This is a genomic window from Streptomyces sp. NPDC046862, assembly GCF_040704615.1.
Taxonomy (GTDB): domain Bacteria; phylum Actinomycetota; class Actinomycetes; order Streptomycetales; family Streptomycetaceae; genus Streptomyces.
Map to the genome: position 1 here is coordinate 1 of NZ_JBEYXP010000089.1, position 23796 is coordinate 23796.

At 67.7% G+C, this 23796-nt stretch carries 18 protein-coding genes and 6 pseudogenes; 14 read left to right on the forward strand and 10 right to left on the reverse strand.

All coding sequences use genetic code 11. The features are described 5' to 3' along the window. Window positions 1-1261, reverse strand: a pseudogene (locus AB0959_RS50215) (hypothetical protein); the annotation flags it as partial. Window positions 1262-1284: 23 nt separating this feature from the next. Then, the gene (locus tag AB0959_RS50220; protein WP_318219352.1) at window positions 1285-1818 is read right to left on the reverse strand and encodes a pyridoxamine 5'-phosphate oxidase family protein; all 534 of its coding nucleotides are present in this window, start codon (window positions 1816-1818) and stop codon (window positions 1285-1287) included. Window positions 1819-1964: 146 nt separating this feature from the next. Between AB0959_RS50220 and AB0959_RS50225 the strand changes: the two genes are divergently transcribed. Then, window positions 1965-2288, forward strand: coding sequence for a transposase (locus AB0959_RS50225; RefSeq protein WP_366833729.1), 324 nt, complete (start codon window positions 1965-1967; stop codon window positions 2286-2288). 57 nt (window positions 2289-2345) lie between these two features. Beyond that, window positions 2346-2657: a DUF6300 family protein gene (locus AB0959_RS50230; RefSeq protein WP_366833709.1), complete on the forward strand. Its 312-nt coding sequence runs from the start codon at window positions 2346-2348 to the stop codon at window positions 2655-2657. 512 nt (window positions 2658-3169) lie between these two features. Here the strand turns inward: AB0959_RS50230 and AB0959_RS50235 are convergent. Both AB0959_RS50235 and nadC read right to left on the reverse strand, forming a co-directional pair. Then, a complete protein-coding gene (locus AB0959_RS50235) occupies window positions 3170-3463 on the reverse strand; it encodes a DUF1330 domain-containing protein (protein WP_366833710.1) in 294 nt (97 codons plus the stop codon). A 267-nt stretch (window positions 3464-3730) separates the two neighbouring features. Next, window positions 3731-4591, reverse strand: coding sequence for a carboxylating nicotinate-nucleotide diphosphorylase (nadC, locus tag AB0959_RS50240; protein WP_366833711.1), 861 nt, complete (start codon window positions 4589-4591; stop codon window positions 3731-3733). A 106-nt stretch (window positions 4592-4697) separates the two neighbouring features. On the opposite strand from nadC, the gene AB0959_RS50245 reads away from it, so the two are divergent. Together AB0959_RS50245 and AB0959_RS50250 are read left to right on the forward strand one after the other, a co-directional pair. Further along, window positions 4698-5156, forward strand: coding sequence for a MarR family transcriptional regulator (locus tag AB0959_RS50245; protein WP_366833712.1), 459 nt, complete (start codon window positions 4698-4700; stop codon window positions 5154-5156). 50 nt (window positions 5157-5206) lie between these two features. Then, window positions 5207-6601 (forward strand): MFS transporter, encoded by a 1395-nt coding sequence (locus AB0959_RS50250; protein WP_366833730.1) that lies wholly within the window; start codon window positions 5207-5209, stop codon window positions 6599-6601. A 464-nt stretch (window positions 6602-7065) separates the two neighbouring features. Here the strand turns inward: AB0959_RS50250 and AB0959_RS50255 are convergent, their stop codons facing one another. Together AB0959_RS50255 and AB0959_RS50260 are read right to left on the reverse strand one after the other, a co-directional pair. Then, window positions 7066-8367, reverse strand: coding sequence for an MFS transporter (locus AB0959_RS50255; protein ID WP_366833713.1), 1302 nt, complete (start codon window positions 8365-8367; stop codon window positions 7066-7068). A 279-nt stretch (window positions 8368-8646) separates the two neighbouring features. Then, a pseudogene (locus AB0959_RS50260) lies at window positions 8647-8946 on the reverse strand (ATP-binding protein); the annotation flags it as partial. Between the two features lie 316 nt (window positions 8947-9262). Here AB0959_RS50260 and AB0959_RS50265 point away from each other — a divergent pair. Further along, complete coding sequence (locus AB0959_RS50265; protein ID WP_366833714.1) at window positions 9263-9781, forward strand: SDR family oxidoreductase; 519 nt, start codon at window positions 9263-9265, stop codon at window positions 9779-9781. A gap of 1010 nt (window positions 9782-10791) precedes the next feature. Here the strand turns inward: AB0959_RS50265 and AB0959_RS50270 are convergent. Continuing rightward, window positions 10792-11189: pseudogene (locus AB0959_RS50270) on the reverse strand (IS110 family transposase); the annotation flags it as partial. Between the two features lie 239 nt (window positions 11190-11428). Next, window positions 11429-11908, reverse strand: coding sequence for a CGNR zinc finger domain-containing protein (locus AB0959_RS50275; RefSeq protein ID WP_366833715.1), 480 nt, complete (start codon window positions 11906-11908; stop codon window positions 11429-11431). A gap of 106 nt (window positions 11909-12014) precedes the next feature. Here AB0959_RS50275 and AB0959_RS50280 point away from each other — a divergent pair, with 106 nt between their 5' ends. The 4 genes and pseudogenes from AB0959_RS50280 to AB0959_RS50295 form a co-directional block, all read left to right on the forward strand. Continuing rightward, window positions 12015-12881: an alpha/beta hydrolase gene (locus AB0959_RS50280; protein ID WP_366833716.1), complete on the forward strand. Its 867-nt coding sequence runs from the start codon at window positions 12015-12017 to the stop codon at window positions 12879-12881. Window positions 12882-12911: 30 nt separating this feature from the next. Then, window positions 12912-13156, forward strand: a pseudogene (locus AB0959_RS50285) (transposase); the annotation flags it as partial. A gap of 63 nt (window positions 13157-13219) precedes the next feature. Then, window positions 13220-13450 (forward strand): transposase, encoded by a 231-nt coding sequence (locus AB0959_RS50290; protein WP_366833717.1) that lies wholly within the window; start codon window positions 13220-13222, stop codon window positions 13448-13450. Then, a pseudogene (locus tag AB0959_RS50295) lies at window positions 13419-13736 on the forward strand (integrase core domain-containing protein); the annotation flags it as partial. The gene AB0959_RS50290 and the pseudogene AB0959_RS50295, both read left to right, overlap by 32 nt. Before the next feature lie 66 nt (window positions 13737-13802). On the opposite strand, the gene AB0959_RS50300 reads toward AB0959_RS50295, so the two are convergent. Both AB0959_RS50300 and AB0959_RS50305 read right to left on the reverse strand, forming a co-directional pair. Continuing rightward, window positions 13803-15098, reverse strand: coding sequence for a hypothetical protein (locus tag AB0959_RS50300; RefSeq protein ID WP_366833718.1), 1296 nt, complete (start codon window positions 15096-15098; stop codon window positions 13803-13805). Between the two features lie 173 nt (window positions 15099-15271). Next, a complete protein-coding gene (locus AB0959_RS50305; RefSeq protein ID WP_366833719.1) occupies window positions 15272-15739 on the reverse strand; it encodes a GtrA family protein in 468 nt (155 codons plus the stop codon). Between the two features lie 98 nt (window positions 15740-15837). Between AB0959_RS50305 and AB0959_RS50310 the strand changes: the two genes are divergently transcribed. The 5 genes and pseudogenes from AB0959_RS50310 to AB0959_RS50330 form a co-directional block, all read left to right on the forward strand. Next, window positions 15838-16812: a glycosyltransferase family 2 protein gene (locus tag AB0959_RS50310; RefSeq protein WP_366833720.1), complete on the forward strand. Its 975-nt coding sequence runs from the start codon at window positions 15838-15840 to the stop codon at window positions 16810-16812. A gap of 942 nt (window positions 16813-17754) precedes the next feature. Next, window positions 17755-19350, forward strand: a complete 1596-nt coding sequence (locus tag AB0959_RS50315) for a hypothetical protein (protein WP_366833721.1) — start codon at window positions 17755-17757, stop codon at window positions 19348-19350. A gap of 45 nt (window positions 19351-19395) precedes the next feature. Continuing rightward, window positions 19396-22182, forward strand: a complete 2787-nt coding sequence (locus tag AB0959_RS50320; protein ID WP_366833722.1) for a CDP-glycerol glycerophosphotransferase family protein — start codon at window positions 19396-19398, stop codon at window positions 22180-22182. Next, entirely contained in the window at window positions 22179-23345 is a 1167-nt protein-coding gene (locus AB0959_RS50325; RefSeq protein WP_366833723.1) for a glycosyltransferase, read from the forward strand. The genes AB0959_RS50320 and AB0959_RS50325 overlap by 4 nt, the downstream gene beginning before the upstream one ends. Before the next feature lie 150 nt (window positions 23346-23495). Continuing rightward, a pseudogene (locus AB0959_RS50330) lies at window positions 23496-23683 on the forward strand (helix-turn-helix transcriptional regulator); the annotation flags it as partial. Between the last annotated feature and the right edge of the window lie 113 nt (window positions 23684-23796).

Here is a 23796-nt window from a genome sequence, read left to right on the forward strand (position 1 = left end):
GGGCGCGGGGGTGGTTTTTTTGTGGCCCGGGGGGGCCCCCGGGGGGGGGGGGTCCCCCCCCCCTATTTCCGCCGCCCCCCGGGGGGCCCCCGCCCCCCCCCCCGAGCCGGGTGCGCTGCAACTCACCGCCGGACAGTGTGCCGGCGCTGCGGGACAGCTGCAGGTGGGCCAGGCCGAGCCGGTCCAGGAGGCGGATCCGGCGTCCGAGGTCTTGCAGCAGGGGCTCGCCGACCGTGCGCTGCCGCGTGTCGAGGGAGTCGGCGACGTGCCCGGCCCAGCGGCGGACCTCGCGTACATCCACGTCCAGCAGCTCGGGGTAGGTCAGGCCGCCGAGACGTACGGACCGGGCGACCCGATCGAATCCGGTGCCGTGGCAGGTGCCGCAAGGCTGCTTGCGCATGTACGGGAGGTAGCGCTGCTTGGCGTCGGCCGTCTGGGCGTTGACGAACACCCGTTCCACCTCGGCGAGCGCGCCGCGCAGCGGTTGGCTGGAGGTGTAGGTCATACGAGCTGTCTCGTTCTTGTTCGGGATGTCGACGGTGGCCTCGACCGCCTCCTCGCCGGTGCCGTACAGGACCTCGTGTTGGAAAGCCGCGGGCAGCGACTGCCAGGGGCGGTCGAGGTCCACGCCGCGTTTGGCGGCGAGTGCGGGGACGAACATGTGCTCTCCGGACCGCCATTTGGCGTACCAGGGCGAGGCGCCTTCGAAGAGGGGGAGGTCCGGGCGGGTGATGACGAGGTGTTCCTGGGCCTGCCAGCGTCCGCTGGCGCCGTGGCAGTCCGGGCAGCTGCCTTCGGGGGTGTGGCGGTCGAAGTGTGCAGTGGTCAGGGCGCCGGCGTCCGCGGCCGGGTCCGTGTCCGTGTCCGGGCCGATCCGCGGGAGGCGCGAGTAGAGCAGTCCGAGGTGCCCATCGATCCCGGTGATGGTGGCGATCGTGGAGCGGGGGTTGCGGTTCAGGCGGCGCTGGTCGACCGCGAGTGTGGCGCTGAGGCCGAGGATGCGGTCGACCTTGGGGCGGTTGCGCTGGGTGATGTACTGGCGTACGAACGGCGAAAGGCCCTCCAGATACCGCAGTTGGGCCTCGCTGTGCAGGGTGTCGATGGCGAGTGAGGTCTTGCCGCTGCCGCTGACGCCGGTGAAGGCGACGAGGCGGCCTTTGGGGATGCTGACGGACACGTCGCGCAGGTTGTTGGTGCGGGCGCCCACGACGTCGATGGTGTCGCGCGTCTTGCCGGCCCCGGCAGCGTGTGGGGCCGGCATGCGCGTGTCTGGTACGGGCGGGGTCACGCCTCGTCCGCCTTCCCGCCGAGCTTGGCGAGGTCGGGGGCGAACACGGCCATCCACTGCGGGTGCAGTCGGTAGAAGACCACGTCGTTGTCCCAGTCGAAGGCGTCGTCGCCATAGAAGTCCCGGAAGTACGCGAGCAGGTCCGGCCAGTCGGCGGCCGGCTCGCCGTCTCGGGGGTTGAGGACCTCCGCGGTGCCGTGTGTGAACACGCCCAGGTCCTCCCCGCGCATGTGCGCGGCGCTGACGGCGGGCCGGGCGGCGAGGTGCCGGGCCTTGGCGGCGCCGCGCGCGGTGCCGAAGTGCCATTTGCCGTGCAAGAAGTGCCCGTCCACGCCGCTCACCCGCGGCTCGCCCTTTGCCGTCACGGTGGACAGCGCAAGCGTGCACATGCCAGTGAGCACACCGGTGAGCTGCTCGGCGGTGAGCGTGCGCTCGCTGCTGATGATCGACCGCAGGTGCGCTGTGGAGCGGGCGAGCGAGGCGTCGAGGAGGGCTTGGAGCCGGTGGAGATCGTCGGGTGTCTCACGCATGAGGTTCCTTCTCTGTCCGTCGTCCCGGCCCGCGCCACCACGGCACCGACCGGCGCCCTCACTGTCTCCACAAAACTCGACATCTTCTGTCGTATTTCTTGCGGTGTCCTCTGCACCCTGCCATCGGGGTGTGGGCAGGCGTACGGCTGCGGACACCCCGACCCTGCGCCGCGCCCGCGGCTGGGCGGTGCTGGATTGTTCCGGACGGGTTGTGGGAGACCGCCAAGCTGTTGATCCCGCCGTCGAAGGTGCGGCCACAGGGCGGCGGGACGCAGGACACGCCTGATGAGACGCTGTTTGCGGCGATCATCTACGTGCTGGTCAGTGGCTGTGCCTGGCGGGGACCGTCTCACGCCCGGACTCGCCAACCAACGTTCCACAGACCCGCCAACAAGGAATCAACGAAACGCTCTCACCTTGTGCTTCGGGAGCCCAGCCTCGCCATCTATCGATCCAAGTCACAGGGTTGACGGCGCAGGGCAGCGGGTCTTGGGTGGAGGGCCACGTCCAGAGCAAGGGGGCTGGCCATGGAACTGCTCAGGTTGTCCGACCGACTGCCGCAGTGTTCACGCTGCCGGGGCGATCTCATCATGAGCGGTGTGGCGCCGCAGGACGACGAACACGGTCGGCCCATCCAACTGGAGCTGTGCCCGGTCTGCGACACCGGCGACGTCGACCGCCCGGCGGCCGGCCTTCTCGTCCAGTGGTTCGCGAACGACGGCGGTCATGACGTGAGCCGCGTCCAGGAGGGCGCGCACCTGCTGATGGAGTTCACGAAGGAGTGCATGGCCGCACACTGCTGGTACTGGCAGGAGACGCCGCCGCCCGCCCAGGCCTGAGCCGTCGGTCGGCGGCGCGGGTGCCGGGTCGAACTACTGTTGGGCCGTGGCAACGTACGACTTTCCCGACTTCTCTGGGGGAGCGAGGCTGTAGTGATGGTGCGGGCCTCGGGTTTGTGCAGCTCAGCCACTGGTGATTGAACTCTGACTAATGCAACAGCTGCGGTGCTATCGCTGGCTGGAATTTACGCCATCCTGGCGCAGTCAGGCGCGTCCCTGGGCTACTCCAACAACAGAAAAACCGCCGGTCGACACCCCGAAAGAGGTCTTGGCCTGCGGTTCTTCAAACTGTATGTCAGTACCCTGAGTAGCGCCGACGGGGCACACGGCAGATGGATGCAGGATGCGCCCTTGGTCATCGAAGCCGTGTGTTCGCTGGACCGATCTGTCGTGAGTTTCGTCGATGAGGTCAGCGAGACAGTGCAGCCGGCCCGGACCTCGTCTCGTGAGTCGTCGTTCAGCACCGTGTGCGTATCAGGTGACGGATGCTCAGCGACGGCTGGGCCCGTCGGTCAGTCGATGCCTTCGACGATGCGGAAGTCGCGCTCGAAGCCGTCGGGGAGGGCCACCAGCGCCTTCTGGTATGCCTCGCTCTCGTATGCCGCGACCGCCTGTTCAAAACTGTCGAACTCGATCAGAACGACGCGTTCGGTGATTCCGGCCTCGTGGGCGACGACTCGACCGAAATTGGACAGGACGCGCCCGCCCCCAGCCCGGACAGCCAGACCCGCCAGCTCGTTGTACTCAGTCAGCCTCTCAGGGTCGGGAATGGCGGGGTAGACACTGACCCAGTAGCCCTTGGCCATGGAAACCTCCTGTCCGACTTCGAATTGACGCTCAGATTGCCCGATCCCGGCGACGGAGCACCGGGCATTTGCGAGGACGTGCTGATCCGGTCTGGTTCGTCTCTGCCACCCGCGGCTGTCGGTTCGCGTCCCGGCGAAGTCTTCCTCAGCGCCCCGGGCGCCTTCGGCGACAGGGGAACGCGCCGGAGACGGAAACGAAGGCCTCCCGGTCGACGGGGTCGGCCATGGCGGGCATTCCAGCCCGTCCACGCAGGAGGAGACACGGCCTCATCCGAACCTCGCCGGGTGTCCGCCACCCGCTGGTGCCGTCGGCGTCAGCAGCAGACTGAGGTCGAACGCCGGCGCGCTGTGGGTGATGGCACCGACGGATATCGCGTCGACTCCGGTCTCCGCGACGGCCCTGACCGTGTCCAGCGTGATGGATCCAGACGCCTCGAGTCGGGGCCCTTCCGACCCTCGCAGTGTCACGATGTACCGCATGTCCTCGATGGACATGTTGTCCAGCATGATCCACTCGACTCCCGCGCTCAGCGCCTCGATGGCCTGGGCGGTCGACTCGACCTCCACCTCGACGGCGACGCCCCGCGTGTTACACGCGCGCACTGCCGCGATCGCCTCGCTCACGCCGCCCGCCGCGGCGATGTGGTTCTCCTTGAGCAGGACCATCGCCGCGAGGTCGAGCCGGTGGTTGCTCACTCCGCCGGCGGCGACCGCAGCCTTGTCGAGCGCTCGAAGCCCGGGCGCTGATTTGCGGGTGTCCAGGATCCGTGCCGGAAGCCCGGTCACCGCTTCCGCGAACGCCGCGGCGGCGGTGGCGATGCCGGACATGCGTTGCAGGAAGTTCAAAGCTGTCCGCTCGCCGGTAATGATCTCTCGTGCGGGTCCTGCCATCGTGAGCAGGTCCTGCCCGGTGTGGACGCGGTCGCCGTCCTGAACGTGCTCGGTGACGACGACATCGCTGCCGAGCTGCCGATACACCTCGGCTGAGATCGCCGTGCCAGCGATCACGCCGTCTTGGCGGGCGACGACGCGCGCATGGGCGCGGGTGCCGTCCGGCACCGCCCAGCGGGTGGTGATGTCGTCCTCGGCGCGGTCTTCGGCCAGGGCGCGGCGCACGGCGTCCGCCATGGGGCCGACGGCGACCGCCGTCTGATGCGCCGGGTGCGGGGCTGGGGCACGGCGTTCGGGGCAAGGGATGCATAAAGCATTCATATAAATATCCTATGCTTCACGCATGAACCGTCAAGACGCCACTCGTGACGCTTCCACTGCGATCGGGTCGGCCCTCTACGGGCTGGCCACCAGGGCTGTGCGACGCCTTCCGCGCGATATGAGCCTCACGTCCGCCGCCACCCTGGCCACCCTGCACAGGACCGGCCCTCGACGCATCACCGATCTGGCCGTGATCGAGGGTGTCACCCAGCCCGCGATGACCGTGCTGGTCCGGTTGATGGAGGAGTCCGGGCTGGTCGAGCGCAGGGGCGACGCGTCCGACAAGCGGGTCACGCTGGTGTGTCTGACCGAGGCCGGCGCGTCGTACGTTCAGACGCGGCGCGAGGCGGGCGTCGATGCGTTCGCGCGGCTGATCGACGAACTCGCCGACGACGAGGTCGAGGCCCTGATGGCGGCGCTTCCGGCGCTGGCGCACCTGGCAGAGCTCGAAAGCCAGGACCGCGAAGGGGCGAAGCGGTGACGGGGCGCACCCCGGAGCGCTCCGAGGCGCGTCTGCTGGTCCCCGCCCTGATGTTCATCGCCCTGGTCGTGGCGGCGGTCGCCAGCCTCGGGACGCCGCTGATCACCAGTGTGGCGACCACGTTCCACGTCTCGCTCGACAGCGCGCAGTGGACGCTGACCGTCGCACTGCTGAGCGGCGCCGTCGCCACGCCCGTCCTCGGCCGGCTCGGAGCCGGCCCGCACCGACGGGCCACGATCCTCGCCACGCTGGCGATCGTCGTCGTCGGCAGTGCGCTGATCGTGCTGCCGCTGCCGTTCGCGGGGCTACTCATCGGCAGGGCGGCCCAAGGCGTCGGGCTCGGTCTGACGGCGCTGATGATGGGCGTGGCCCGGGACCATCTTCCCGAGGAGCGCAGCACGGCGACGATCGCCCTGATCTCGGTGGTCTCGATCATCGGCACCGGCGTCGGTTACCCGCTCACCGCACTGCTCGCCGAGATCGGCGGCGTACGGGCCGCCTACAGCTTCGGTCTGTTCGTCACCGCTGTCGCCTTCCTGACCGCGTGGCGTTCCATACCCGCGGCTCCCGAAGGCCGCTCCGCTCACGTGACCGTTGCGGGCGCGCTCGTCCTGTCGGGCGGGCTGTTCCTCGTCCTGTTCCTGGCCGGCCAGCAGAGCCTGTGGAGCCGTCACCTCGCCGTGGCGGTGATCCTCGCCGTCGTCGCCGTGCTCCTGCTGTGCCTCTGGACCGCCTCCGAGCTGCGCAGCAAGGCGCCCCTGGTCGATGTCCGGGCAGTACGGCATCCCGCGGTCGCCGGAGCGAACATCGCCACGTTCGTCGGCGGGAGCGGCATGTACCTCCTGCTCACGCTCATCACGCGGTACGCGCAGACGCCGCACAGCGCCGGCTACGGCTTCGGGCTGACCACCTTCGCCGCCGGGCTGGTCCTCGTCCCGTTCTCGGTGCTGGGGTTCGTCGCCGGCAAACTCACGCCCCGGGTTCGGACGCTGATCGACGCACCCGTGCTCCTGGCCGGCAGCGCCGTCATCGTCGGCGGCGGGTTCGTCCTCTTCGCCACGGCCCGGTCGAACCTGGCCGAACTGCTGGTCGCGATGGGTGTGCTGGGCTTCGGCGTCGGCAGCTTCTCAGCCGCCATGCCCGGCGTCATCCTGGCCGTCACGCCCAAGAGCGAGACATCGAGCGCGATGAGCTTCAACTACGTCGTCCGCAGCGTCGGGTACTCCCTGGGCAGCGCGATAGGCGGCCTGGTCCTGGCCACCGGCACCGGTCATCTCTTCCCGAACGACCACGCCTACACCACCGCAGCACTGGTCGGCATCGCCGCGATGGCGGTCACCGCCCTGACCGCCACCGCTCTCGCCCGCCAACGCCCGCCCGAGATCAACCCCACCGCGGCCACGGCCACGGCCAGCGTGCCGAGTCAGGGCCGGTCGAGCCGATGAGCGGCTCGCCGGAAGGGCGGCGGCCCCGTTGCCCTGGTCGGCGCCGAGGAGACATATCGACGATCGCCAGCGCCAATGGCCTGCTGAGACGAGAGAAACAGGTGGACCACGACTCGGCCGGCACCGTGTGGGTGTCGAGCTCGCCTGAGCGAACCTCATCGAGCGGCGCGCATCAAGTGGCTCGGCGACCGCGAGAGTGAGTATGTCGATGACGGGCAGCAACGCCTGTCGGTGAGTTCCAGCAACGGCTGGGTGGGGTCGGCGTCTGGAGTGTCGGTGAGTTTCAGCAACACCGCCGGGGGCCGCGGGAGCACCGACGAAAGTGCTGCTGACGCGCCGACGGAACGGGCGGCATCATGACCACGATGCCGCCCGTTCCGTCTTGTCAATCGTCGCGGCGGCCGGGCAGATCCGGGCGGTGGTCCGCAGGTGGAAGACAGCCCAGGCACAAGCGGCCCGCGCCTCTACACTCGCTTCGGTCCCGAGACACGCGGCGGCGAGCCCTCCGCCCTGTCGTGGGGAGAGCCAGCAGTGTCCATCTGCCTCCAGGCCGGGAAGATCACCGGGCACAGCGTGGCGAGCAAATACGCACCGCCAGCCGTCAGCAGCGTGCAGGGCAGGCCGGCCGAGTCCACGAGGAAGCCCGCGGCCAGTCCGCCCAGTGGGGTGATCAGCTGGACCGAGGCCGTTGTCGCGCTCAGCACGCGGCTGCGTAGTTCCTCCGGCACCGTCTCGTACGTCACGGTGGCCATGATGGGGTTGAGGACGCCGAAGGCGAGACCCTCTACCGCCATGGTCAGGGCCAGCGGGGTGAAGGTGTCGGTGAAGGCGGCCACTACGAAGCGCGGCAGGCCCCCGATGAGAAAGGCGATCGTGAACACGGGCCACCGCCGAAAGCGGCTGCCCACCGCCCCGTAGACCAGCGCCCCCGCGAGTGCGCACACCCCGAACGCCGCGTTCAGCAGACCGAGATCGACGGCACCATCAAGCTCCACACGGGCATCCACGGGGAGGAGCACGGCGCTCCATCCTTGGTCGAGGCCCCTGGTGACCAGCATCATCAGGCACAGGCCCAGCAGCAACGGCGTGGCCGCCACGAAGCGATACCCTTCTGCGAGTTCACGACGGTAGGCACGCAACGATGTCGGCTCAGCCTGCCGCTGGGCGTGTGCCTCGGGCAGGCCGCGCACCCCGAGCGCGAACAGCGGCGCGGACACGGCGAAGGTCGCGGCATCCACCCACAGGACGTTTTCGGCTCCGAGTACGGCGATCAGCACACCTCCGAGAGCCGATCCAGTCAGCGCCGCACAGCGTGCCGCACCGTCGTACAACCCGGCAGCCCCGGTCAGCGGCATTCCCGCGCGTTCGGCGAGCGTAGGCAACAGCACGCCGCGAGCGGTTTCACCCGGCGCACGGAACAGCCCTGTCACCGCCATGAGCACACACAGCATCCAGAAACGCAGGACGCCGGCGAACTGCAGCAGCGGGATCGCCGCAACTGCGACTCCGCAGACGAGATCCGAGGCGACACTCACCCGCCGTCGCCCGATCCGGTCGATGACCGGACCAGTGGCGAGAGCAGCGAGTACCGCCGGCAGCAGTGTGCAGAACGCAACGATCCCGGCCTTGGCGGCACTGCCCGTGCTCTGCAGCACGAACCACGGCACGCCCATGTATGTGAGGCAATTCCCAGTGATCGAAAGGAGGTTGGCGGCAAGAACCGTTGTCAGAGGACGGCGATCAACCGTCCCGAAGTCTTCGGGCACTACGGTGGTCTCCCATGAGGGGAAGCGCCCACCGCGAACGAAGCAGGTCAGCCGGTGGGCGAAGCGAAGTGGTCAGCGTCTGGCGCGCACAGCGAGGCGCACCGCGATGCGGTGTTCACAAGCAGCGCCTCCAACACTTCGCCGGGATGACCACCCGGCACCTCCACGCATTGTCACCTCGGACACCCGTCCTGCGCAACGATGATCCGTTCGCAACGGGCAGCTCGCACAGGGAGTCGTCCGAGATGCGCAGATGAAGGCCGTCGGTGCCCCCTGCGGTCAGGTATCGGCTGACCGCCCGGCCTTGCTCCGGGTGTGAGCGAGTCGGTAGGAATCGGTGCCTGTCTCGATGATCGTGCCGTTGAAGGTGAGCCGGTCGACGATCGCGGTGCAGAGCCTGGGATCGGTGAAGGTCTTCGTCCAGCCGCCGAAGGACTCGTTGGAGGCGATGGCGATGGCCTTGTTCTCCTCCCGTTCGGTCAGTACCTGGAACAGCAACTCGGCGCCATGACGGTCGAGTTCCATGTAGCCCAGCTCATCAATGCACAAAAGATCGACGCGTCCGTAGCGGGCGATGGTGCAGCAGCTGGTCATAGACGGCCGGCGAGGGCAATGGCCGAAGATCGGGCGGAAGGTGCGCGAGACGGCGCTGCGTCAACGAGGCCACGGAAGAAGGCTCTTGGGGCTGGACCGGGGTGGAGTCATCGTCGGATTCGGCGGCCTTGCCGGCCTCCAGGGCGACAGCGTCCGCGGTCAGCGCGCCAACCCGTAAGGATGCGGCGAGCCCTGCTACCAGGTGAATGGGTCGCCCGGAACGCGCATACCGAGCGACGGACACGGACTCGTCGACGCGGGGTCCATCCCTCACCTGTTCACGCGACTCGACGACGAATTCATGCAGCGAAAGGGAACCCGAACCCTCGACCTGCTGATCAACAACGCAGGAAACTCGGGCTGGGGCAGCCTCACGGACGCCACGCCGGACAGCTGGGACACGATGTTCGCAGTCCACGCTCGCGCGCCCTTCTTCATCGTCCAGTCAGCGCTGAGCCGCCTCGCGGATGGCGGACGGATCATCAACGTCTCCTCCGGCTCAGCCTCGCGACCGATGCAGGCGGTCCCCGTCTACTCCATGGCCAAGGCCAGCATCAACAACCTGACCCATGCCCTCGCGATGGGGTTGGGGCCTCGAGGGATCACGGTGAACACCGTCGCCCCGGGCCGGGTGCGTACCGACATGAACGCGGCCGTCCGCGAGAACGCCGAGATGGCGGCGGCGATCGAGGCGGACACCGCTCTGGGACGCTTCGGTGAAGTCGCCGACATCGCCTCAGTAGTGGCCTTCCTGGCCTCCAACGAAAGCCGCTGGGTGACCGCCCAGGTCATCGAGGCGAGCGGCGGCTACAAGCTCTGACCCACGCAGAGGCACCGAACGGGTGGACGGACCGGGCGCGCTTGAGCTGGCCCAGGGTGACCTCTGACAGCCTCGAAGGCCATGAACAGGACGGTTGAACCGTGTCCGCCGCCCCGTTCAGCCGGGTCAGCCGGGCACCGCGTAGTTGCCGGTTCTCTACGGTCAGTTGGTTGAGGGCACGGACGACGTGCTTGACGTCAGCGCGCAGTTGGCACAGCTCCGCTGCGTCCTTGGCGCGGAGCTCCTTCAACTTCACGATCTGCCTTCGCAGGCGGATCTCGGGGTCCGGTGTCTGTCCGCGCGCCCTGACCTGCGCGTAGAAGTCGTTCTTGAGGTCGGGGTGGCGCTGGGTGAGCGCGTTGCGTGGAACGTCGGCTTCCTGAGACAGGGCGACGATTGTCAGCGCGCCGTTGCGACGGCGCCAGCCGCCAGGTGTGGATCGGCACCCAGCGCCTGGCCCACCCCACCAATTGGGTCCCCTCGCCGACTGCTCCTGGACCGACGACGGCCTGATCACCCCGGCCGCCACCGAGATACTCGGAGGCCACCCCTCCCCCACCGCCCCGGCCACCGACGGGCACCGCGCGGGCCCTGCCGGAAAACGTCACCCGCTTCATCCGAGGCCTGGAAGCAGCCCAGCGCACCGGCACCGTCGAACACGTACGACGGCTGTGCGACGGCAGCGGCCCCTTCCTCGAAACCCTGGCCCCCGCCATCCGCACCGACGCCGAGCAGGCCCTGGCCGAGGCCCGGCCCTGGCCGAGGCCCGGCCCTGGCCGAGGCCCGGCCCTGGCCGAGGCCCGGCCCTGGCTGGCTGGCTGGCTGGCTGGCTGGCTGGCTGGCCACGAGGACTACCAACAGCGCGTCGTCGCCGACCTCGCCCAGGTCGTCTCCGAGAAGCGAACCTGGGACGTACTCTCCCAACTCCCGCCACAGCGCTCACCCGGCGCGGCGCCAGCCCCGCCGAGCAGCGGGTCCTGACCGCGGCCCGCACCTTCCTCCGCCAGCAGGAGGATCCTGAGGTCTGTGACCGTCTCGTCGCTGATGCGTAAAGGGTCAAGGTCACGGCGGATGCGGATCTGGTCGGCGATGGCCACGGGGTCTTTGGCGTCGGTCTTGCCCTCGCCCCGATAGCCTCCGAGGCCCGGTTGATGGCGCGGCCGGAGACGTAGCGGACCGGCTGACCGTGGTTGAGCAGGATCGCGATAGCCAGGGCGGCTCCGCCGTCGGCCAGATCAATACCCCAGGCCACCTCCTCGCCCAAAGCGAGTACGTCAGCGAGGAGCTCAAGCAGTTCAGGCTCGTCGTTGGTAACGCGGCGCGACAGCAGGCGTCGACCGCTTTCATCGATTGCGACACAGTGGTGGTGGGTCTTGCCTGCATCGATGCCGGCCCAGATCGTGACCATGTGGTTCCTCCGTGCAGTGTGCTGCTGGTGCCTCCCACGGACGACCTCGCTGTCGATTCCCTACGGAGCGTGGGGAAGTGTGACGCCACCGCGAATGCTTCCCGCCGGGCACCGTGATGCAGCAGTCTCATTTCCCCACGGCCTTCGTGCTGGTCAAGTGTCTCTTTGGTCGGGGCACCGGAATCCCCGTACGAGCAATCACGTTCGGGGCATCGTGCGAGGCCAGACCAAGAACAAGCTCAGCGGGTGCGTTTGTAGTGGCGGCGTGCTTTTTCGCGGTTGCCGCAGACAGCCATCGAGCACCAGCGGGCGCGGTTGGCGCGGCTGCGGTCGAGCAGGAACAACTGGCACTCGTCGTTGGCGCAGGGGCGTAGCCGGCCGGGCATTTGCTTCTCGGTGGCGGCCCAGGCGAGAACCACCTCGACGACCAGCCGGGCGTGCGGGGGCGTCTTGACCATCCACTGAAGACCATCCGAGGTGATCTCCGGGATCTGGTGGACCCCTTCGAGCAGCGGGCTCAACGCGGCGGGCGAGCTTTCTCCGCTCACTATGTCCCGCAGGATGTCCCGCGTCTCGCGCAGCAACGCCAGTTCCGCGAGGCTGCCTTCGCCGCCGTGCTCCCCCGCCCAACGTATGCCTCCGGCCGGGTCGCCGAGTGCGTCCCGTTCCTCACCGTTGACCAGTGGCCTGCTGTTGAGCAGGTCCAGCAGAGTATCCATCGAGCGCCGCTCCCCTTCTAACCAGATCGAGTCCTTTGACAGGTTAGCCCATCCTGTGCTTGCATGACGAGGAACTAACCGGATCAAAAATTTAAAGGGGTTAGAAATGAGCTCGACGCGCCACCGGACCGCCACCGTCGACGGCCATGAGATCTTCTACCGCGAAGCCGGCCCCGCCGACGCCCCCGCGATCGTCCTGCTGCACGGCTACCCGACCAGCTCGTTCATGTTCCGCGAGCTCATTCCGCTGCTGGCCGACGACTACCACGTCATCGCGCCGGACCACCTCGGCTTCGGCCACTCCGACGCCCCCCTAGCAGGGGACTTCACCTACACCTTCGACGCCCTCGCCGAACTCACCTCCGGACTGCTCGACCAACTGGGCCTGGACCGCTACGCCCTCTACGTCCAGGACTACGGCGCCCCCATAGGATGGCGCCTCGCACTCCAGCACCCCGAACGGATCTCCGCCCTCGTCACCCAGAACGGCAACGGCTACGAGGACGGTTTCGTGGAGTCATTCTGGACCGACGTCTGGGCCTACGGGGCGGACCCCGGCCCCGACACCGAACCCGCCGTCCGCGCCGCGATGAGCGTCGACGCCATCCGCTGGCAGTACGTGCACGGCGTGCCCGACCCGAGCCTGGTCAGCCCGGACACCTGGGAGCACGACTTCGCCCTCGTCTCCCGCGAGGGCAACGACGAGGTCCAGCTGGCACTGTTCCGCGATTACCAGAACAACCGCCCGCTCTACCCGCTGCTACACGAATTCCTGCGCACCAGCGAGGTCCCGGTGCTCGCCGTGTGGGGCCGCAACGACGAAATCTTCGGCCCGGCCGGCGCGCGAGCCTTCGCCCGCGACGCAAAAGACGCGGAGGTGCACCTGATCAACGGCGGTCACTTCCTTCTGGAGAGCCACCTGGACGTCGTCGCGGGTTACCTGCGCGGCTTCCTCGGGCGGGTGCTGGACTGAGCGGATGTCTCGTGACTGATCCTCTGGCGCCGCCTCGCCCGGCCGCTGGCCGCTGATCTCCGCCGCCCCTGGGAGAAGCCGGCCGAGCCCGGGCGGCTCACCCCCCGCCCGGGTCCGCCGCGGGTTCAGGAACCTCCGCCCGAACTTGTCCTGTCCGGCCCGTGCGCCGAAACCCAACCGGCCCGGCCCGCAGGCCGCCCGGCTCGAAGAACCGTCGCCCCGCCACCCGTTACGACGTGGGCAAAACAGTCAGGCGACCCGAGACCGGGCCTTGACCCCTGATCTTGGACACACGAGACACTGGATCCTGAGGATCTGAGAACGGACATCTCGTGGCCATGAAGCACTACCCGCCGGAGTTCAAGGCGGACGCGGTCGCGCTGTACCAGTCGCGGCCCGGAGCGACGATCAGGTCGGTCGCCGCTGACCTGGGCGTCAATCCGGAGACGCTGCGGAACTGGGTACGGGCTGCCGGGGCAAGCCGGCCCCGGGGACGCCGGACGGAGATACCCGCCGAGCCTCCCACTGCGCTGGAGGCACACCGATCACGGCGCCCAGTACACAAGTAGAGCGTTCACCGACGCCTGCCACCGGGCAGGCGTGATGCAGAGCATGAGCGCCGTCGGCAGCTCGGCGGACAACACGCTCGCCGGGTCCTTCAACGCCACCTGCAAGAGGGAGGCCCTCCAGGGCCGCAGTGCCTGGACCGACGAGCGCGAAGCCCGCCTCGACCTGTTCCGCTGGCTGCACCGCTACAACACCCGACGCCGCCACTCCAGCCTCGGAGAACGCAGTCCCATCTCCTACGAGACAGCACTCGACACAACATCAACTACTCTGGCCCAAGCCGCATAGCCCGTGTCCAAGATTCCGGGTCAGGGCCCGTTGTCCTAGACAACTTTGCGTTGCTGTGTCAGCCGGTCAGGGGCTGCTTTCTTGAGCCTTCTGGCTGGCGCCCGGTGAAGTGATGGCCGTTCGTGCCGCCTGAGCCGCCGGAGGCGGGGACATGCCACGACCCAGCCAGGAGAGGAGAAGACCAAGTGTGCCGGCGATGGCCGGCCAGTAGAGGTAACGGAAGTCTGTCGCCGGCATGATGGGCAGGTAACCGAGTACGTATGCCGCGGAGCTGACACCCAGCGCCCGGACCGGCATCGAGGACCTTCCCCTGCCCGGGCGGATCGAAAGCACGATCGCAACGGTGAGCCAGAACCATCCTGTGAAAAGGAAGCGCATATCGTGGACCGCACCAATGACGTACGTCCTCAACGTGGCTTCCAGTCGAGGGTGTGACGCCTTGAGCCCCAGGGTGTTGGCGATGATCCCGCTCTGGTACTCGTAGCTACCGTCGAAGAGCAATTCCGAGAACAGTTGCAGACGGTATTGAATGTAGCCGGGAATGTGGCTGGTCATCTCGCTGGTCCACAGGGACGTGAGCTGGTCCGAGTGCGGGGCCAGACCATTCGGGCCGTGTTCCCAACAGGTGAAGTAGGAGTTCGACAACGACTTGATGCGGTGGCACTCCTGCGCTGCGGTCACGAGGCGGTCGCGAAGGTCCGACGGCACGGCCGCTGACCGGAGTTCGTTCACGTTCAGGACGTGGAGCAGGTCGTCCAGCATGATCTGCGAGCCTTGGCTCATCTGCACCGGCCGCGCGAGGGAGGAGATGGCGACGCTGGGCACGACTAGGCCGACGGCGAGGGCGACCGTGGAGATCATCCAGATCCGGCGTCCGGGTCTGCGCCACAGCGCGAGGACGAGCATCACGAAGATCGGGATCGCGGCGAAGATCGCGTTCTTGCGGACCAGGATGGCATAGACGAGGAAGAGCACACCGAGGCCGAGGAGAGCCCACCGCAGGGTGGAGCGACAAGCTGCCAGGCGTCGGCCGATGAGCGCGACCGCGCTGGTGGCGAGGAGGGCGAACGCCATGTGGACGTCCTTCCAAACCACTCCGACGAACGTCAGGACGTGGGGGGTCAGCCCGAGGCCGAGGACGGTGAGGGATCTGGGTCGGCTCGCGGTCCGCTCCCAGACCCACGAGGCGATCACCCAGAGCGCCGCCCAGAGGATGACGGACTGAAGGACGGCCATCGTCGCGGGCGTACCGGTCACAGCGATGAGCGCGCGCCATACCAGGCTCATGACGGGTGGGTGCCAGTCACTGAGCGGTTCCTCGCCCGTGGCCTGCTTGAGCTGGGAAATCGAGTCGGGACTCATGTACCCAGGGGAGAAGACGACGGTGGTGACCAGGCAACAGGCCGCGGCGATGACAGCCAGCCCCCAGATCCAGCTTCGTTCTTGCCGGATCCATCGAAGATGTCCCATATGTCGGGATGCTAACAGTGCGGACGGGGCCCGGCCCGTATCGCCCGGCGGAGTTGCGCTTCTGTTCAGGGTGCGACGAAGACGTAGCGCCGGTAGGTGAAGAAGCGGAACAGCGTGGCGACGATCCAGCCGAAGATGCGCGCGACATTGTCGCTCAGGGCCGAGTCGAGTCCCATCAGGTGGCGTGACACGAAGACCGTTCCCGCCGTAATGACGACGCCGACGATATTCACGAAGGTGAACAGGACCAGCTCGTAGGTCGCCTCCTCGCGACGCTGGTGACGGTAGGTCCAGTAACGGTTCCCCACCCAACTGAAGATCATTGCAGCGCCGGTCGCGACCACGGACGCCTGGATGGGCGCAGACCGCATCGGTCCGACGCCGGCACCCGGCAGGCCGAAGACCAGCAGGTTGTATCCGCCGTTGTCCATCACGAAGGCGAGGACCCCGACGGCTCCGAACATTGCGGCCTCGCGCCAGATGCCCCGGATGGCGTGGCGCATGCGCAGCGTCAAAATCGCGAGGACCGACACAGAGGGAGGGTAACGGCACGGCATGCCCTCGCCTAATAGCACTCTTCGTGTCGCATTATGGAATGATATAAGCGAGTTTGTTCAGCTGAGGAGAGGCTGTGAACCCGACGATCGCCTGCGTCGTGCCGTGCCACAACGAGGAAGCAGCGGTCGGCACTGTGGTGCGCGATCTGAGGTCGGCGCTCCCCGAGGCCGACATCTACGTTTACGACAACGCATCGACCGACCGTACGGTGGAGGTCGCTCGCGAGGCGGGTGCGATCGTCCGGGAGGAGCATCGCAAAGGGAAGGGCAACGTCATTCGGCGCGCCTTCGCCGATGTCGACGCTGACGCCCTGCTCGTCATCGATGGTGACGACACGTACGACGCGTCACGGGCGCGTGAAATGGTGGACCTGCTGTTCGATGGACCGTACGACCAAGTCGTCGGCGCTCGCCGTGAGACGGTCGACGGCGCCTATCGGGCAGGCCACGCGGTCGGCAACAAGCTGCTCACTGGGGCGGTGCGGTCGCTGTTCGGTAACGAGGTGACCGACATGCTGAGCGGATACCGGGTCTTCTCCCGGCGCTTCGTCAAGTCCTTCCCGGCCCTCTCCCGCCAGTTCGAGACGGAGACCGAGATGACGGTCCACGCACTCAATCTCCGGCTCCCCACGGCAGAGGTCACAGTCGGCTACAAAGGCCGGCCGGCCGGAAGCGAGAGCAAACTGCACACCTATCGCGATGGCTGGCGAATCCTCAAAGTGATCCTCAACCTGGCGCGGCGCGAGCGGCCCTCGCTCGTCCACACCGTGGTCGCGGGGCTACTCGTCCTCACCTCCACCATTCTCGGCATCCCGGTCATCATCGACTTCGTCCGCACCGGCGCCGTGCCGCGCTTCCCCACGGCGATCCTCGCGGCCGCGATCATGACCATCGCGACCCTCGTACTCCTCGTGGGCTACGTCCTTGAATCGGTCATGCACATGCGTCAAGAACAGTCCCGGCTCGTCCACCTCGCTTACCCTGCGCCACGGCGCTCGCAGCGGCGCGCCGCATCCGAGGACGCTGATGTCTCGGTGACGACACCCTGATCCGTCGCCAACTGCCGGCTGGCAGAGTGGTCAGGTATGTGTCGACGGTCACGTAATTACCCAGACCGGCTCCGTCGTCCCCGCTCGTTCGTGCGATTCGTCCGAGCGTGAAGGAGCTGGGCCGCCCGGCAGTGAAGTGTCCGGTCCGAGCCGGGCCGTCAAGGACGCCTTCGGCGTCGCTACCACGATGAGCTGCGCTCATCCTTGACCGCCCGGCTCGGACCTAGAGGATCGGCTGGTTGCCAGGCGGCCCGGGAGGTGCGCCGTCCGCCTGGCCGCCGCGGAGCAACTCCGCATTCCCCATCGGGATATCCATGAGCTCCAGCCTGGGGAATTACGCGAAGTTCCACAGTATGTGTTCCGTTCCGCGTCTATGGGGGACAGACACTTGGCAGGCGGTGCGACTGCACGGCCCTTTCGTGGACGCCGCACCTGAGGGACGAGCAGGTGCCTTGCATCGGTTCAGAGGTCGGTGGATGTCGGCGACGGGCGGAAACGCGCCCATGTTCCGTGCCCCCGGTTCTCGCCCCCGCATGGTCGCTCAGGAGCCAACTGCATCGTCAGCTCATGCACTGGTCCACCGCGGAATTCCCGCGTCCTGGCCTTGGGCTGCGCCCCTGCTGTGAGCGAGCTCCGACGGCCATGGGCGAGGGGCTAGACGTGTCGGGTCACGAGGGCCGCGTACCGGTCGCTCGGCGTATGACCGCTGCGCCGCCGCCGTCCAGGACGTGCAGGGACATGGAGGATTCCCCCGCCGGGCGTTGTACTCGCCCCGGCATCCCGGTGAGCGCCAGGGTGTCGGTGTCACCTACGGGATGCACCTTATGTGGCAGGAGCCGTCGGCATGCGGTGATATGGGAGAAAAGGGGAATTGTGGCGCTGGAGAGTCCTGGTGACTGAAGTGTGCTTTCATACGACTGAAGATCTGGGGTCGCCGCCCTGATGGAGGATGGTCTCGATCAGGGGCTGGTGCGGACGGGCCGGCACGGCCGGCTGTCCGCAGCCGCCACCATGGGATCACGCGGCCAAAGGCCCGCACGGCCAAGCCGTCCGGGCCAGCAGGTACTTCACCAGGCCATGTCCGCCGCTGCAGTGCTGGTCGTGGTCCTGCTCCTGCTCATGGTCGTCCGGCTGCCGTGGGCCGGCGACCTCGGAATGCATGCTGCGGTGCTCGAGCGCCTGCACGCGGATCCACAGCACCCGGGTAACCCGCTGGTGGACGCGGACACACCGAGCCCCTACTACTCGCCGTGGATGGTGGCCCTCTGGCTGGTCGCAGAGGCCACCGACTGGTCCACCTTCCAGGTGCTGCACTTCTCGGCTCTCGTCAACCTTCTGCTGCTTCTCACAGGGATCCGCGGCTTCGTCCGCACCTTCACACTTCAACGATCCGCCGTTCCATGCGCGATGCTGTGCGTGACGCTGCTCTACGGGGTGGGGCTGTTCGCATGGAGCGGCTTTCCGAGCCTCACATCGCTGTCCCTGACCCTGGCTTACCCGAGCACCTTCGCTTTCGGGCTCTCCTTCCACCTGTGGGCCCTGCTGCGCACGGCAGTAGCGGACGCATGGCCGTTGCCTGCTTTCCTGGCGCTTGGGTTGCTGCTGGCGCTCATTCTGCTCGCGCACCAGTTCACGGGAGGGGTCGCGATACTCGGTGCCGCAGGCGTCCTGTTGGGCGCGCGTCCATGGCCGAAGTCCGGCATCTGGCTCCGCGTCGGCACGGCGGCCGCTGCCGCCGCGGTCGTGCTGGCTGTCTGGCCTTACTACCCTTTCTTCTCGCTATTCACCGTGGGCGGGCTGGAGGGTGTTCACCGGCCGCTTTATCAGGATCTGTTCGAGCGGTTCTGTCTGGTGTCGGTCGGGGTTGCAGCACTCGCCGCTCGCTGGTGGAAGGACCGCCGCGATCCTCTAGTGATCTTCTTCCTCCTGGGGCTGGCCGTCTTCACGGTGGGCGGGCTCACAGGTCGGTACTCCTGGGGCCGGACGCTCCCAGCGGTACTTGTTCCCGCACAAGTAGCCCTCGCCCTCGAAGCAGTCGGTGCAGGGCGGCGGGTGGTGGCGCGGCTCCTTGCGCCCTTGGCAGCGGCTGCGCTGCTTATCGGTGCCTGGGCTCAGGCAGGGGTGCTGGCGTATGTGCTCCGTACGGACGCGATCCCGCCCGCCCTGCGCGCTGCCCCGCGCTTCACGCCCTGGCACGCCATCGACCAGCTGATCCGCCCGGTGCCGACGGGGCAGACGGTCATGACCAACGACTACTACGCGCTGCGAATGATTCCGGCCTACGGCCCGTACACCGTTGCGCCCGCCTACCCGGATGTGTTCCTCGCCGATGCGGAAGCGCGCCGGAAGGCGACCGATCGCTACTTCGCCCCCGGCACACCGCGGCAGGATCGCCTGGCCATTCTCCGGGACTACGGCGTGTCCTGGGTTGTGCAGAAGAGCGGCCATCCGGGGGGCCTGCTTGTGGATGACCCGGCCCTTGAGGAAGTCGCCCGTGGCCGGTACGGGCTGGTGCTGTTGAGGGTGAAACACCGATGACCGGCAACCGACCGTATCGGCGGAATCAGTGGAGTGAGGGAGATCGTGCCCGACGTAACCGTTGTCGTCATCGTGTACAACGACGCCGAGCGCCTGCCCAGGGCGGTGCGGTCGGTGCTCGGCCAGTCACTTCGCAATCTGGAGGTGATCATCGCCGACGACTGCTCGAGTGACAGCACACCAGAGGTGGCCCGGCAGCTTCAGGCAGCGGATCCCCGCGTCCGGTACGTCCGGTTGGAACGCAACAGCGGCGGCTGCAGCGCACCGCGCAACGCCGGGATCGACGCAGCACGGTCCCCGCTTCTGATGTTTCTCGACAGCGACGACGAACTGCCCAAGCATGCATGCAAGTCGCTGCTGCTCACCGCGGAGCGGACCAGGGCGGACTTCGTCACCGGCGAGGTAACCCGGATCTTCGAGGAAACCGGGGCCACGCGGCTGTGGTACCCAGACCACTTCGATGACGTCCGCCTCGTCGAGGGACTGCGCGAGGCTCCGGAGTATTTCCTGGACCATCTCTCAACGAACAAGCTCTACCAGGCCGACTTCATCGCCCGCCACGGACTCCGCTTCCCCGAGGGCATCCACTACGAGGACCAGCTGTTCTCGGCCAAAGCGTTCACCCTGGCCCGCGCTTTCGCCGTCGTACCCTGGCCCGTCTACACCTGGCGTCTCACGGCCGCCCCAGCCAACCTCTCCATTTCCTCCAGCCGCCACAAGATCCAGAACCTGGTCGACCGGATCGCCGTGGCCCGCATGGTCGACGAGTTCCTCGAGCAGAGCGGCAACGCCGATCTGCGCCCCGCGAAGGACGAGAAGTTCCTCCGCCACGACCTGCGCCTGTACCTCGGCGACCTTCCTTTCCGCGACCGCGCTTGGTATGAGCGGTTCACCGAGTTGATGACTCCCTACCTCGCCGAGATCAGCGCCGAGGCAGTCCGCGCGCTCCCCCGCGAACAGCGCATCTGCCTGTATCTGTTGCGCACCGGCCGCCTCGACGAGGCGATCGAGTGCGCCCGCAGCCTCGACCGCCCGAGCCTCGCCCCGCGTCACGTGACCAGAGAAGGGAGCCGGACATTCTGGGGAAGCACCGCCCCGGACACGGACGGCGCCGACGAGCTGAATATCAGTGAGTGGCGACTGGACGAACAGCCCTTCCAGACCGCCCCCATCCGGCACGAGATCGACCGGGTGACTCCGGCAGGTCCCGTACTGCTCCTCTCGCTGCGCACCTACGACCCGGCACGGCTGCTCACCGCGTCCGGCGAGGTGACCGCCGAGCTGTGGCTTGCTGCGGCGGGCGAACCCCTGAAGCTCCCATTCCAGTACGCCCCTGACACCAACGGTGCTGCCGATGTGCACACCGCCGAGATCGCAATCGACCTCCGCCGCGTCCCCATGAAAGCCAAGGGATTCAAAGGCCACCGCCATCCTGTTGTGGCGCTCGACCGCCTTGGGACGACGCGTACCGACCTGCTGCTCGCTCCCCGTGACCTGCCTCCGCTGCGGGCGCGACTGCCGCTGCACGGCCCGCTCGCCGGGCACACCGTGCGGGTGGCCTGCGAAGGCCGGGGCGCCGGACGGCTGCAGTTCGCCTGGGAGCGGTCCGGTGCGCTGGGCTGCGTGGAGAGGCTGGCACCAAGCCTGAAACCCGTACGCGGCAGAGTCCAGCGGCTGCAGCGCAGGGCCACCGGCCCACGGGCGAAGGCGCTCGTGTACCACGAGCTGATGAAGCTCCCCGTGGACAGGGACCTGGTCCTGTTCGAGGCCCAGGAGGGACGCGGCTACGCCGACAGCCCCCGCTACATCTACGAAGAACTGGTCCGGCGCGGCCTGCCCCTGCGCGCCGTCTGGTCGTACTCCGGCGACCCTTCCTCCTTCCCCGACGATGTTCGCCTGGTCCGGCGCGGCAGCTGGGAGTACGTCCGCACGCTGGCCCGCGCCCACTACTGGGTCGACTCGCACGGATTGCCCTCGATCTACGGCAAGCGGCCGGAGACCCGCTACCTCCAGACCTGGCACGGCCAGGCCATCAAGTACATGGGATTCGACATGCCCGAGCTGCGGTTCGGCAGCCCCGAGCGGCAGCAGAAGCACCGCGACATGATCTCTCGCTGGGACGTCCTCATCTCACCCAGCCAAGAATTCGAGCGCACCTTCGTGCGGGCCAACGAGTTCACCGGCGAGCTGCTGACCTGCGGCCTTCCCCGCAACGACGCGTTGGTGCGCTGGAACGAACCCGAGCAGCGCGACCGCGCGGCAGCTGCTCGCGCCCGGCTGCAGATCCCGGACGGGAGCCCGATGCTGTTGTACGCACCCACCTTCCGGGACGGCGAACGCGGCACGGGCAACTCGATCCGGGTCGACCTCACAGAGCTCGCGGAGCGGTGCGGCGGCGACTGGAGGATCGTCGTGCGTCCGCATTACTACGAACGCTTCACCGTGCCACGGGAACTCGGGCACGTTGTGCGCGACGGCCGCCCGTTCGCCGACATCAACGACCTGCTGCTCGCCTCCGATGCCCTGCTCACCGACTACTCGTCGGTGATGTTCGACTACGCGAATCTCGGACGGCCCATCCTCCTCTTCACCGACGACTACGAGCAGTACCGCGACAGTTCCCGCGGCACGTACTACGACCTCCCTGATATCGCCCCCGGCCCCATGCTGGCCACCACGGAGGAACTCGCCGATGCGCTGAGAGATCTGGACCAAGTGAGGGCCGAGTGGGCCGACCGGTACGCCCGCTTCCAAACGATGTTCAACTCCCATGAGACCGGACGGGCGAGCAAGACCGTGGTCGGCCTCTTCTTCGAAGGAGACAACCGATGAGCGGATCCACGCGCGCAGCACGGCCTTCGCGCAACATCTTCCTCGTCGGCATCGACGTCGATTCCATGGGCGGTTCACAGCGCGTTCTGCACACGCTCGCCCAAGGATTCGCCGAGCGCGGGCACCGCGTCGACCTCATCGGCATCCGTCCCAGCCCCGAGCCCCACCGCTACCACAGCTCTCCGGCGTACCGGCACACCACGCTCTACACCACCCCGCCGGCACCGCTCTGGCACGCCCGGAGCCTCGGCGAGCGGTTCAACCCCGTGCGGCTGCGCCGGGCGCACGCCGGGCGCGCCGAACGAGACCGCGCTCGCGCACGCCTCACGGAACGGTTCAACGCCGTGGACGACGGCTACGTCATCATCGGCTCGCCCTGGGCGGTGGACTGGCTCACCGCCGTCGAGTGGCCGCAGCTCAAGGGCCTCGGGCAGTACCACGAGTCCTTTCTCCAGGCCCGTAGTTCTGCGAACCTGCGCCTGATCCTCCGCCATTATCCGCGGCTAGAGAAGTCGGTGTTCCTCAGCGAGGGAGACGCTGCTGAATTCCGGCGCCACCGGCTGCCGAACGTGTGCGTCATGCCCAATCCACTGCCCTTCCACAACGGGCAGCCCGCACCACTGGACACCCAGCGCGTCGGCGCTGTCGGACGACTCGAAGGAATCAAGCGCCTGGATCGGCTGATCGACGCGTTCGCCCATGCCTGCGCCGACCTCCCTGCCTGGGAGCTGCACCTCTTCGGCGACGGCCCGATGGAACCGGCATTGCGAGAACAAGCCGCACGCCTGGGGATCAGCGACCGGGTGCGGTTCCGCGGGCCCGTAGTGGACATGGCCACCGCCTACCGGGAGCTGTCGGTGGTCGCTCTCACGAGCGAACGCGAAGGGCGCCCGATGGCACTCGCCGAGGCAGCGGCCTGCGGCGTGCCGTCCGTGAGCTTCGACCTCTCCCCCGGAGTACGAGAACTGGTCGAGGACGGCCGCACGGGCATCCTGGTAAGCCCCGGAGACACAGCGGCGTTCGCCACCGCGCTGCGGCGGCTGGCCGAGGACGCCGGGCTGCGCGAGAGGTACGGCAGCGCAGCGCGCGAGCATGTGTCCTCACTGGAGCTGCCCGCTGTGCTCGACCGCTGGGAGACGTTGTTCGACGAAGTCGACCGTTGAGACCAGCGCCAACTGTCCTGTGTCTTGAAGAGATCCGCACTGTTGAGGTGCTTGCTTCGACTCATCAATTCTGCCTATCCCAACGACGGCCACGCGCTGGCCGGCCGGTTGGCCCCGCCGTATGCCGCTCAGGCGGTGTCGGGTCCGTCCCTGTCGCCCCGGGAACTCGACATCCTGGCGCAGGTGGAGGGGGCTGCAGCAACGCCGAGGTCGAGCGAAGGCTGTCGCTGCTACCCGAAACGGTCAAGTCGTATCTGCGCAGCGAGATGCGCAAGCTGGGAGCGAGCACCCGCTTCGAGGCGGTCGTCGCAGCACGCCGACAGGGTCTGCTTCTCTAGTACTCCAGCCGTAGATCGTGATCTTGCTGTTCAGGGCTGGTCCGGAGATGGCTGGGGCCACCGTTGATCATCGTGATTTGTGTGGACAAACGAAGATCAGGCGGTGGCCGCGG